We start from the raw sequence: 11,854 nt of genomic DNA, 5'->3' as shown, positions 1-11,854 counted from the left end.
GGTTGCTCGCCCGGTGGCAGCAGAAGGGCCTCAGCGCGCCGCTGAGGCCCTTCCAGGTGCTTCGGTGCCCCGAGTCGGGGCGGACGGTCAGTAGCGACCGAGAATCAGGCTCATCGCCTCGGACCGCGTCTCCGCATGATCACGGAAGTCGCCGCGCACCGCCGACGTGACCGTCTTGGCGCCCGGCTTCCGCACTCCGCGCATGGTCATGCACAGATGCTCGGCTTCGATCACCACGATCGCGCCCCGCGGCTCCAGCACCCGCATCAGCGCGTCCGCGACCTGGCTTGTCAGCCGTTCCTGGACCTGGGGGCGACGCGCGTAGACGTCCACCAGCCGCGCCAGCTTCGACAGGCCGGTGATCTGGCCCTTCTTGTTGGGCGTGTAACCCACATGGGCCACCCCGTGGAAGGGCACCAGGTGGTGCTCGCACACTGAGTAGACCTCGATGTCCTTGACCAGGACCATTTCCTCATGGTCGGCGTCGAAGACCGTGGTGAGGGCGTCCTCCGGCGTCTGCCGCAGGCCGGCGAACTGCTCGGCGTACGCCCGCGCCACCCTGGCGGGCGTTTCGCGGAGGCCGTCCCTGTCGGGGTCCTCCCCGATGCCGATCAGGATCTCGCGTACCGCCTTCTCGATCCGCGCGTGATCGAAGCCTGGTGGCTCCTCAAGGATGCTTGCCTCGCCCTCGATGAACGCACGTCCCGCGTCCTTCGCGGCCTCTTCCGACTGCAGGCTCTCCGGCGGACCGAGGGACGGCCCTGGGGACGGTGTCCCGCCCCCAGGTTCGCCATTCGCCGACGTCTCGTCTTGCGGTTCAGCCAAGGCGATCAGCTTTCGCCCTGGGCCGGGTCTTTGACCTCCGCGCCGACCCCGCCGCTCTGGCCGTTGCCCTTGGTCAGGTCGGTGACCTCCTGCGGGCCCATCAGGGCCAGTTCCTTGCGCGTCAGGATGGGCGGACGGTCGGACGGGAGACGCTTGCCGTAGCCGGTGTAGGACTTCTGGTGCGGCCGCTTCTGGATCGGCGCGAAGATCTCCAGGACCATGTCCTTGGAGAGGGTCTCCTTCTCCATGAGATTGACCACCAGCTCGTCCAGGACGTCCCGGTACTCCATGAGGATCTCCCACGCCGTGTCGTGCGCGGCCTCGATATAGCGGCGGACCTCGTCGTCGATGGCGGACGCTATGTCCTCCGAGTAGTCACGCTCGTGGCCCATGTCGCGCCCGAGGAACACCTCGCCCTGACCGGAGCCGAACTTGCGCGCGCCGAGGCGTTCGCTCATGCCGTACTCGGTCACCATCTTGCGGGCGATCGCGCTGGCCTTCTCGATGTCGTTGGCCGCACCCGTCGTCGGCTCGTGGAACACGAGCTCCTCCGCGGTGCGCCCGCCGAGCAGCATGGCGAGCTGGTCGGTCATCTCCGAGCGGGTGGTGAGGAACTTGTCCTCCATCGGGAGGGTCATGGTGTAGCCCAGGGCCCGTCCGCGCGGAAGGATCGTCACCTTGTGCACGGGGTCGGAGTTCGGCAGCGCGTGCGCCACCAGAGCGTGCCCGCCCTCGTGGTAGGCGATGATCTTCTTTTCCTTCTCCGACATCACCCGGGTCTTCTTCTCCGGCCCGGCCATGACGCGGTCGATGGACTCCTCGAGGGTGTCCATGTCGATCAGCTTGCGGTCGAAGCGCGCGGTGAGCAGCGCGGCCTCGTTGATCACGTTGGCCAGGTCGGCGCCGGTGAAGCCGGGGGTGCGCCGCGCGATCGTGTCGAGGTCGACGTCCGGCGCGAACGGCTTGCCGCGGCCGTGCACCCTGAGGATGCCCTTGCGGCCCTCCAGGTCCGGGCGGTCCACGGTGACCTGGCGGTCGAACCGGCCGGGGCGCAGGAGCGCCGGGTCGAGGATGTCGGGGCGGTTCGTCGCGGCGATCAGGATCACGCCGCCCTTGACGTCGAAGCCGTCCATCTCGACGAGGAGCTGGTTGAGGGTCTGCTCGCGCTCGTCGTGGCCGCCGCCGAGACCCGCGCCGCGGTGCCGGCCGACGGCGTCGATCTCGTCGATGAAGATGATCGAGGGGGCGTTCGTCTTGGCCTGCTCGAACAGGTCGCGGACACGGGAGGCGCCGACACCGACGAACATCTCCACGAAGTCCGAACCGGAGATCGAGTAGAACGGCACCCCGGCCTCACCGGCCACGGCCCGCGCCAGGAGCGTCTTACCGGTGCCGGGCGGGCCGTACAGGAGCACGCCCTTGGGAATCTTGGCGCCGATCGACTGGAACTTGGCCGGGTTCTGGAGGAAGTCCTTGATCTCCTCCAGTTCCTCAAGGGCCTCTTCCGCGCCGGCCACGTCGGCGAAGGTGGTCTTCGGGGTGTCCTTGGTGATGAGCTTGGCCTTGGACTTGCCGAAGTTCATCACCCGCGAGCCGCCGCCCTGCATCTGGTTCATGATGAACAGGAAGATCAGCACGATGATGATGATGGGCAACAGGCTGAACAGCAGGCTCATCAGGAAGCTCTGCTGCGGGACCTCGACGTCGTAGCCACCGGAGAGCTTGCCCTCGTCGGCCTGCTTCTGCAGCGCCTGCTGGAGCTGGTGCCCCTGGCCCCCGACCCAGGACGTCTGCTGGTGCTCACCGTTGTTGAGCGTCAGCTCGATTCGCTGGTCTTTGTCAATGATCTTGGCGGACTTCACCTGTCCCGCGTTGATCTCCTGCACGACCTTGGAGGTGTCGACCTTCTCGTAGGAAGGGCCAGGGTTGATGCCCCACATGAGAAGGGCGACCAGGAGGCCGAACAGCAGGATCCACAGCAGCGGCCCGCGAAAGTAGCGCTTCACGTCCATTTATCCGGTTACCCCTCCGGGGCCCGTCCCTCCTGACCAACATCTGTGTACGATCCTCGTCCGTCCCGGGGGACGGATGCCGGGGCGACCAACAGTAAGACTCACGAGGAGTCCGTCACCCGGGGGCTCCGGACCCATCGCAGCGGCTTCCCGCGTGTGCCTCCCCGACCCAAGGGTCCGGGACACCGACGGTACACCGCAGGGCGCAGAAGACGCAGCCGACGCTGTTCCCCTGCATCCCCTCCATATACCCGTCAACGACCTTTGCAACGATTCGTCACGGTCCCTTGTTCCCTGGAGACGGCTCGTATCCCCCAGGCTGCACGGTGTACGGGCCTCTGTGCAGGGGCCCTATCTATGCGCCGTCCCCGCCGTAGACATGGGGGGCGAGCGTGCCGACGAACGGCAGGTTCCGGTACTTCTCCGCATAGTCGAGCCCGTAGCCGATGACGAACTCGTTGGGGATGTCGAACCCGACGTACTTCACGTCGACGTCGGCCTTGACCGCCTCCGGCTTGCGCAGCAGCGCACAGATCTCCAGCGAGGCGGGCCCGCGCGAACGCAGGTTGCTCACCAGCCACGACAGGGTCAGGCCGGAGTCGACGATGTCCTCCACGATCAGGACGTGCCGGTCGAGGATGTCGGTGTCGAGGTCCTTGAGGATGCGCACGACCCCTGAGGACTTCGTCCCCGAGCCGTAGGACGAAACGGCCATCCAGTCCATCGAGGCAGGCGTGTGCAGGGCCCGTGCGAGGTCCGCCATGATCATGACGGCGCCCTTCAGGACGCCCACCAGCAGAAGGTCCTTGCCCGCATAGTCGGCGTCGATCTGCTCGGCGAGCTCCCGCACCTTAGCCTGCAGGTCCTCCTCGGGGATCAGCACCTTCGCCAGGTCCGTGCCCAGGTCCTTCTCGTCCACAACCACACCCTCATAGTTCAGACCTCGCCCGTCCGGCCGAGGAGCAGCTTCCCATACCGCCGGACGGCCCGTACCCCCCCGGGCAGGTCTACGTGACGCTGCCCGCGCCAGGCCGTGACCAGTCGTTCCACTGCATCGACATGGACGGCCGCGAGCGTACCTGCTGGGCTGCCCGCTTTGAGCGCTGCCATCCGCAGGACCCGGGTACGGATGGCTCTGGGCTGTTCCTTCAGCCCGTCCAGGCGGAGGGCCACGCGTTCTCCGTCGTCGGGGGCTTCCAGGTCGGTGAAGGCCCTTGCGGCGACCTCTTCTAGGTAGTCCGCGTCTTCGCGCAGCATTTTCGCCGTCCGAGCCAATGCCTCCGCTACACCGGGGCCGAGCGTCTTCTCCAGGACGGGCAGCGCTTCATGGCGTACACGTACGCGTGCATAGGCGGGGTCGACGTTGTGCGGGTCGTCCCAAGGGTCCAACCCCATCGCCTTGCATGCCCTGCGGGTGGTCGCACGGTCGAGCTCTAGGAGGGGCCTCAGATAGAGGACGTCGGATCGGCGTCGGAACTCGGCCGGCATCCCGGACAGCGATCGGGTTCCGGAACCACGCGCCAGCCCGAGCAGGACGGTTTCGGCCTGGTCGCCTTGGGTGTGCCCCAAGAGGACGGCTGCGGCTCCCAGCCGCTCTGCGGCCTCGTCAAGGGCGGTGTAGCGGGCTTCTCGGGCGGCGTTCTCTGGGCCGCCTGTCCCGTCCACTGTGACCGCTATTGATCCGGAGGGGTCCAGGCCCAGGTCGGCCATGGTTCGTACTACGGCGTCGGCACGCTCGCCGGAACCGGCCTGTAGGCCGTGGTCGATCGTGACACCACCGGCCTGGCGGCCCGCTCTGGGGGCCTCGAAGGCCAGCGCACCGGCCAGCGCCAATGAGTCGGCGCCTCCGCTGCACGCGGCGAGCACCATCGCCCCTTCGGGAAGTTCCTCCAGGACGCGGCGCACCGCGAGACGTACGGCGGCCACCGCCGGATCAGGCCCCATGCAAAACCTTTACCACCGCGTGGCGCCCGATACGCGCGGCACGCCCAGGGGCAGGGCTTGATTCCGTCGCTGGGGTCAGGCTTCGTTCGCCTCGGTGGGGGCGTCAATGGCGCGGGGACCCAGGACCCTGTCCATCCACAGAGCCGGTTCCTTGATCTCATCGTGGGTGGGCAGCGTATCCGGCGACTGCCAGATCTGGTTGAAGCCGCCCATGCCGACCTCGGTGACGACCCGGCGGACGAACCGCGAACCCTCCGCGTACTGCTTCATCTTCAGGTCGATGCCAAGGAGGCGCCGGATCGTCTTGTCGAGCCTGGAACCACCGTCGCGGCGTCCCTGGAAACGGGACCGGATCTGCTTGACCGACGGCACCACTTCGGGGCCGACCGCGTCCATCACGTAGTCGCCGTGCCCTTCGACCAGCGTCATCACCGCGGTGAGACGGTCGAGGATCTCGCGCTGCTCCGGGCTCTGGATCGCGTCGATGAGGTTGGAGTCGCCCCCACGCACGGCGTCTGCGACGGCCTCCGCCGCGTCCCTGATGCGGTCCAGCATGACGCCAGGGTCGAGGTCGGACGCGAGCAGGAACTGGGTCATCTGGTCCTGCACGTACTCGCGCAGCCATGGGACACCGGTGAACTGGGCACGGTGCGTCTCCTCGTGGAGGCAGACCCAGAGCCGGAAGTCACGCGAATCCACACCGAGCTCCTGCTCGACATGGACGATGTTGGGCGCGACCAGCGTCAGCCTTCCGGTCGGTGCCCGGCCGGACGGGTCCGGCGGCAGGAACAGCTCGTACTGGCCCAGTACACGGCTGGCCATGTACGCGAGGATGGCGCCGACCTGCATGCCGGTCACGCGGGAGCCGACGGCCTGCACCATGACGTTGCCCGCACCGCCGAGAGGGCCGGGCGCACTCCGCGCCGACATCTGCTCCATGAGCGGTTCGAGCACCACGCGGAAGCCGTCCACGTTCGCCCGGATCCAGCCGGGCCTGTCCACGACCGTCGCGGGCTCCGGATCGAGCTCGGAGGCCATGCCGGTGAAGTCCCGGACATGGCCGTGGGCGATCTTCGACAGCTCGCGCAGCTCCGCCACGGCCGCACGGGCCTCGGCATGGCTGACCTGCGGTCCCGGCCTGACCAGCCGGGTCCCGGCCTGGACCGCCACGTTCCAGTCGATCATTGAGGCGCTCATGTACTCCACCGTACGTTTCGGACGCGGCGCCGGAGCGCCCCTGCTCGGTCGTTCAACGAACAACCGTCCTGGTTATCTCCCATATGACCGGACCCACACCCGGATCAGCCCCCGGCCGACGGCGCGTTGCCGCAACCGCAGGCGGCGACGACGGCCGCTAGCCGGTCGAGCTTCCCGGGATCGACCGGGCCCTCGCCGTCCCCGGCCATGAAGGCGAAGGCGAGCAACCGGCCGTCCGCGTCCTGGGCGAGCCCGGCCAGCGTGCTGACGCCCGCCAGCGTGCCGGTCTTGGCGCGAACCGTCCCGACCCCGGGCTGGCTGAGCGCCGAGGTGAAGCGCGGAGGGCTCAGCGTTCCGGAGAACCCCGCGACCGGCAGGCCCGTGATGGCGGAGCGGAGCTCCGGGTGGTCCTCGCTTGCGGCGAGCGAGACGATCTCGGCGAGCGCCTTGGGGGTGATGCGATTGCGCGTGGACAACCCGCTGCCGTCGTTGAGCGCGATCCCTGTGGTCACTCCCATGCCGGCGAGGGTCTGGACCACGGCCTGAGCGGAGTCGGCGAACGTCGGCGGGCGCCCCTGGTTAATGGCGACCTGCCTGGCCACCGCCTCGGCCACATCGTTGTCGCTCTCGGTCATGAGGTGCTCCACGAGCGCGGACATCGGCGGTGACTGGACGGCGCCGATCTGCGCCGCTCCGTCCGGCGCGACCGTCCTTCGTCCTGGCTTCGCGCTCACTCCGCTCTCGGACAGGAACCGTGCGAAGAGCTTCGCGGCAGCGGAAGGCGGATCGGAAACCCGCGACCGCTTGGACGGATCTCCTGGAGACACGCGCCCTTCGTCGACCATCAGGGCGGCGACTGGAGCGACCTCACCGTCGGGCACGTAATTGGGTTTCCACCCTGCGGCCATGCGAGGACCTTCGTAGGCGGACACGTCGTAGTCGACGCGCACCTGCTGGACACCGGACGCCTTCAACGCCGCGGCCGCCTGCTGAGCCAGCTCCTGGAGCGACGCCCAGGACGGATGGCCGGCCTCAGGGCGCGGCGGCAGCGCCGTCAAGGTAGTATCCCCGCCTCCGACCAGTACGATTCGGCCACCCCCGCCTTGCACGACCTGCGTGGTGATCCTGTACGCGGGCCCGAGCGACGCCAGCGCCGCCACCGACGTCACCAGCTTCGTCGTCGAGGCCGGGGTGGCGGGCCGGTCGGCCTGCCTCTCGAACAGGGAACGGCCGGTCGCCACGTCGATCACCACGGCGTTCATCTTCGCGCGGGGGCCGCCGATGATCCCCGACAGCCGTCCGGCCAGGGTGGACGCGTCCGGCAGCGGACCCGACCCGGGATCGGCCGGCGGGATCGCCATCGAGGCGGCCTGCACCAGGTCACGCTCCGCCACGCTCGGCGGCTGCGGGGAAAGGTGACGGTCGGGTGTGAGTTTGGCCACTGCCAGCCCGGCGGTGACGGTGAAAACGTTAAGGAGGGACAGCGACAGGACCATGAGGGCACGGCCCCGTCCAGGCACGTGACCGCCCCTCTCCCACTCAGCACTCACCAACGTGCGACATCCTTAGACAAGGGAACACCCTGTGTGGACGGCCTCGCCCACGGGTTCCCGAAAGACTATTCACTGCAGCGCGCAGGGAGCGGAGGACATCTTGGATTTCGACGTCACCATTGAGATCCCGAAGGGCCAGCGGAACAAGTACGAGGTGGACCACGAGACCGGGCGCATCAGGCTCGACCGCATGCTGTTCACCTCGACGCAGTATCCGGCCGACTACGGGTTCATCGAGAACACCCTCGGTGAGGACGGCGACCCCCTCGACGCGCTGGTCCTCCTGCAGGAGCCGACGTTCCCCGGCTGCCTCATCCGCTGCCGCGCCGTGGGGATGTTCCGGATGACCGACGAGGCCGGTGGTGACGACAAGGTCCTGTGCGTCCCCTCCACCGACCCCCGCATGGAGCACCTGCGCGACATCCACCACGTGGCCGAGTTCGACCGGCTGGAGATCCAGCACTTCTTCGAGGTCTACAAGGACCTGGAGCCGGGCAAGTCCGTCGAGGGCGCCAGCTGGGTGGGGCGCGTCGAGGCGGAACTGGAGATCGAGCGGTCCCTCAAGCGCGCGACGGACCAGGGCGCCCACTGAGCGCCGCCCGCCCGGCCGGCCGGACCCCCGCTCGGCCGACCGGCCGCACCGCTCCGGCGGTACCGGGCACGCGGCCCGAAGTCGCGAGAGGCGCCGATCCGCTCCCGTGCCCGCGCGACACGACTCACGAGGACCCCTTCCGCACGGGTGACCGCGCGGAAGGGGCTCCGCATTCCACACTCCTCGCACGGTCAGCCGGAGGGACGGGTCGCACCGATCAAGTCCCCTCGGTGAATGCTGGACATGCGCACCCGCCCGCCTGTGTAGGGCGCCTCCACCATCTGGCCCTCGCCGACGTAGATGCCCACATGGTGGATGGTCTCCGGGTCGGACGTGTCGTTCGCGAAGAAGACGAGATCACCCCGTCGTAGCGCGTCGATGGGGACGTGTGGTCCCGAGGTCCACTGCGTACCGGTCCAGTGGTCGAGGGCCACTCCGGCCTTGTACCACGCGTACATCGCCAGGCCCGAGCAGTCGAAGCCGCGGATTCCGGCGCCCTGGGCTATGCCGTAGCTAGGGCCGGCCGTGGTTCCCCCGCCCCAGGAGTAGGGCGTGCCCAGCCACTTGAGCGCGGCCCGCACCGCGACCGCTCCCCGCGCAGCCGAGGTGGTCGGCCCCAGTGCGGCGGGTCGTCCTGGGCTGACAAGGGTTGCGCGTGCTTCGTGTGCTTTCGCTTTCTCCGATGCGCGCTCCCGCGCGCGCTTGAGCTGAGCGCTTCGGGCTTGGGCGGCCCCAAGCCCGCGTTCCAGGTGGCGCTTCTCCGCCTCTATGCGGTGCACGGACTCCTGTTGCCTGGCTACCGCGTCCTGCGCCAGTTGGCGGGCTTCCTCGGCCCGCTCCATCGCCGCCTGTTGTTCACCGAGCGCTTTCTCCGCCTGGCGACGGAACACATCGGCCACGTTCTTGGACGCCTCCACGCGGCCGACCATCGCCGTGCGCCTCTTGACGAGCATCTCCGCCATCGCGGCACGGTCCATGAAGCCCTGCGGCCCACCGTCCCCGACGAGTGCCGACGAGATCTGGTCATAGCCGGTGTTGTTCCGGTAGAGCTGAGCGGCGAGCAAGGCCAGCCCGGTGCGTGCCTCCTCCAGCCTCTCGTTCGCGGCCGCCATCCGCGCTTGGGCGTCTCCATGGGCCCGCTGGGAGCGTTGCTGGGCGAGCCGTTCGCCGTTGTAGCGTTCCACGGCCGCCGCGGCGGCGACGGCCAGCCGGTGGAGTTCGCCGTCCGCCTGCGCGAGCTTGGCCTTCGTCCGGCCGACCTCGGCGGCCCGTTCCCTGACCTGTTGCTCGCTGCGTTCGACGTCCCCCGCGCTGGGGGAGGGATCAGCGGCGGTGGGCCGGGCGGAGGCGACAGGTGCCAGCAGGCTCATCCCGATCAGCGCGGTGGAGGAGAAGGCGACCATTCGTAGCGCCATGCCACGGGACGAGTATTTCCTGAGGGGAAGCGAGGGCGCGCGACGAGCCTCTGCTGCACCAGGTGCCATGAGCACGTCCTCCCCCAAGGCGATACTGCTTAGCGCAAACGATCACCTACGAAGAGTAGTTGAGTCAGGCAAGGGTGAGTACGCGCCACTCCAGTCAGGAGCTGGACGTCGGACTCGCCCCGGAAGAGGCCGGCGTAGTGGGCGCCGGCTCTGCCGCGGGCGGCGGAGGCTCCGGTTCTGTATTGGACGGCGGTGGCTCGGAAGGCGACGGCTCAGAGGGTGGCGGTTCGGAGGACGACGACGGCTTCGTTCTGGAAGGCGATGGATGTTCGGGACGGTGCGTCCCCGGCGGTGTGGACGGGTCCGCGGGGTTAGAGCGCGTCGGTGTCGGTTCGGGGGTCGGCGTGGGGTCAGGGTTCGGGGCGTCGGGTCGCCAGGTGACCTGCACCTGGCTCCCGCCGGGTTGGAACGTGACGGTGCCGCTCCCCTTGGAATTGGTCCGGCGCGAGACATGAACGCGCACGGTGACGCTCTGATCGGCCGCAAGGCGTCCGGACGAGGGGTGGACCCTGAGGGCGCCCTGGGTCTTCGCCTTCCAGGTGACAGGTCCGCCTTCTGCCCGTAAGTCGATGGATCCGTCCGAATCTCCCGCCAAGTCGAGAAAGAGCGGGGAGACCGCCAGGGTGCCTCGGGTCGAGGCCCCTACCGGGAGGGCCACGTTCGCGTTAGTGGGCATCGTCTCTGGGGGCGATGCCCAGAGGGCGGTCGGCGGTGCGGACGAGACCTTGGAGCCGAGCGGGAAAGTGGCCGACACCGGGGCGGTGTTGAGATAGCCCACACTTTCCGGGTGGCCAAGGGTTCGCCGTCCGGGCACGGGTTCCTGTGTGTGGCCCGGAATCACTGTCGGGTGCGGACCGGCGACAGTGTCAGCGTTGTCGGCGCCCAGGAGCCCGTAGATGGAGACGATCCCACCGCCGGACAGCAGTGCCACCACAGCCAGCACCATGGCGACACGGACGGCTTGCGCCCTGAACTCGAGCCCTTCTGGCGGGGACAGCACTCTGCGGAGGCGGCGCAGCCACGACGGTCCACCAGAACTCGGTGCCCGGGGCGGACGGGCCGGTTCCATGGCCTGGATGGGAAACCCGTCGGGAGTGAACTCGGTGACCCGGCCGCTGACGAAGAGCCTGTAGCCGACGAGTTCCGGGTCTAGGAAGCAGCTCATCACCCGTAGGCGCAGCTCCGGTGGGGGACTGGTCTTCGGGAGTAGGCCGTAAACCTTGGCGGCCGATACGTTCCGGGGACGGAAGGCGGCACATGTAGCGCATTCCTCCACATGCTCCATCAGCCGGTGGTTCAGGCCCTGGACGGGCCCACCGTGCCTCTGCCTCAGCAGCACGGCACGTTCTGCACAACCGTAAGGACCCTGGTACGCGAGTACCTCGGCCGTCAACGCTTCTTCAAGGGATCGGCGCGCGCCTTCGAGCGTGGTCTGCGCGTCCTTCAGCGGCACGTCGAACACTGCGGCGAGGTCGGGAACCGAAAGCCGGTGCCTCACCCCTAGCTCCAGGATCTCCCGGGAGTCCGGCGGCAGGGCCAGGACGGCGTTCCAAGCGATGATGCGCTTGTCGGCGTCCTGCTGGTCGTGGCTGGCGATCGGCATGTCCGGCGCCTGGTTCCGGGGCGGCAGCCTGCGTGCACACTCCAGCCTGGCGATGGCATAGAGCCATGGCGTGAGCCGGCCCGGGTCGCGCAGCTTGCCGATGTGCGCGTCCGCGAGGATGAACGTCTCACGTAACGCGACCTGGGCCGCGTCCCGGTTCCGCAACTGGAACCAGCAGTAGGCGTAGAGGCGGTCGGCATAGGCGTCGTACACGGCGGGCCGGGCGTCCGGTTCACGTTCACGGAGCGCCTCGACCAGAAGATGGACGTCCATGCCACAAAAGGTAAATGGTTCAAGCCATCCTTACTGGCAGATTCAAGAGATCAAACTCGGCCGCCAACCACCATTCTCACTATATGTAGAGTGATTTGTAGAGTGTCGCGATTGCAGGCACTTGGTCGATTCGTCGGAAGTAGGGGCATCTGGGGAGCGGATTTTACTCGGCAATGAGGATTTCCATCATCGGCGGCAGCAGGCGTTCGGCGGCGGTCGCAATGGTCGCGACCTGGGCGCTGGGTACACGACCGGCTCCCTCGCGATGGCACGCGGGATCGTCCTGGCCGCACAGAACAGCACGAGATTGGCCACCGGCCTGAAAGCGTCCGGCAAGGCCCGGTCGGGCAGAACGTGATAGCCGGCCGGAT

The 11,854-nt window shown here is 68.3% G+C and carries 9 protein-coding genes; 1 reads left to right on the top strand and 8 read right to left on the bottom strand.

Annotated elements, in window-relative coordinates:
• Positions 1-87: 87 nt before the first annotated feature.
• From folE to dacB, 6 genes are all read right to left on the bottom strand, one after another.
• The gene (folE, locus tag IEZ03_RS27940) at positions 88-693 is read right to left on the bottom strand and encodes a GTP cyclohydrolase I FolE (protein ID WP_131986017.1); all 606 of its coding nucleotides are present in this window, start codon (positions 691-693) and stop codon (positions 88-90) included.
• A 137-nt stretch (positions 694-830) separates the two neighbouring features.
• Entirely contained in the window at positions 831-2,837 is a 2,007-nt protein-coding gene (gene ftsH / locus IEZ03_RS27935; protein WP_184889467.1) for an ATP-dependent zinc metalloprotease FtsH, read from the bottom strand.
• 355 nt (positions 2,838-3,192) lie between these two features.
• A complete protein-coding gene (gene hpt / locus IEZ03_RS27930; protein ID WP_132050215.1) occupies positions 3,193-3,756 on the bottom strand; it encodes a hypoxanthine phosphoribosyltransferase in 564 nt (187 codons plus the stop codon).
• A 17-nt stretch (positions 3,757-3,773) separates the two neighbouring features.
• A complete protein-coding gene (gene tilS / locus IEZ03_RS27925; RefSeq protein WP_184889469.1) occupies positions 3,774-4,781 on the bottom strand; it encodes a tRNA lysidine(34) synthetase TilS in 1,008 nt (335 codons plus the stop codon).
• A 75-nt stretch (positions 4,782-4,856) separates the two neighbouring features.
• Entirely contained in the window at positions 4,857-5,966 is a 1,110-nt protein-coding gene (locus tag IEZ03_RS27920) for an Rv3626c family coenzyme F420 biosynthesis-associated protein (protein WP_184890970.1), read from the bottom strand.
• A 116-nt stretch (positions 5,967-6,082) separates the two neighbouring features.
• Entirely contained in the window at positions 6,083-7,372 is a 1,290-nt protein-coding gene (gene dacB, locus IEZ03_RS27915; protein ID WP_229808629.1) for a D-alanyl-D-alanine carboxypeptidase/D-alanyl-D-alanine endopeptidase, read from the bottom strand.
• A 259-nt stretch (positions 7,373-7,631) separates the two neighbouring features.
• Between dacB and IEZ03_RS27910 the strand changes: the two genes are divergently transcribed.
• Positions 7,632-8,123 carry an inorganic diphosphatase gene (locus tag IEZ03_RS27910; RefSeq protein ID WP_132050219.1) on the top strand — a complete coding sequence of 164 codons (492 nt, stop codon included), beginning with the start codon at positions 7,632-7,634 and terminating at the stop codon, positions 8,121-8,123.
• A 191-nt stretch (positions 8,124-8,314) separates the two neighbouring features.
• Here IEZ03_RS27910 and IEZ03_RS27905 read toward each other — a convergent pair whose 3' ends face one another.
• Positions 8,315-9,538 carry a C40 family peptidase gene (locus IEZ03_RS27905; protein WP_229808628.1) on the bottom strand — a complete coding sequence of 408 codons (1,224 nt, stop codon included), beginning with the start codon at positions 9,536-9,538 and terminating at the stop codon, positions 8,315-8,317.
• A 163-nt stretch (positions 9,539-9,701) separates the two neighbouring features.
• Positions 9,702-11,483 (bottom strand): hypothetical protein, encoded by a 1,782-nt coding sequence (locus tag IEZ03_RS27900; RefSeq protein WP_184889471.1) that lies wholly within the window; start codon positions 11,481-11,483, stop codon positions 9,702-9,704.
• Positions 11,484-11,854 lie beyond the last annotated feature (371 nt).

The organism is Actinomadura livida (assembly GCF_014648675.1).
GTDB lineage: Bacteria > Actinomycetota > Actinomycetes > Streptosporangiales > Streptosporangiaceae > Spirillospora > Spirillospora livida.
The sequence above is the reverse complement of the archived record's forward strand: the minus strand, read 5'-3'. Positions and strand labels throughout refer to the sequence as shown.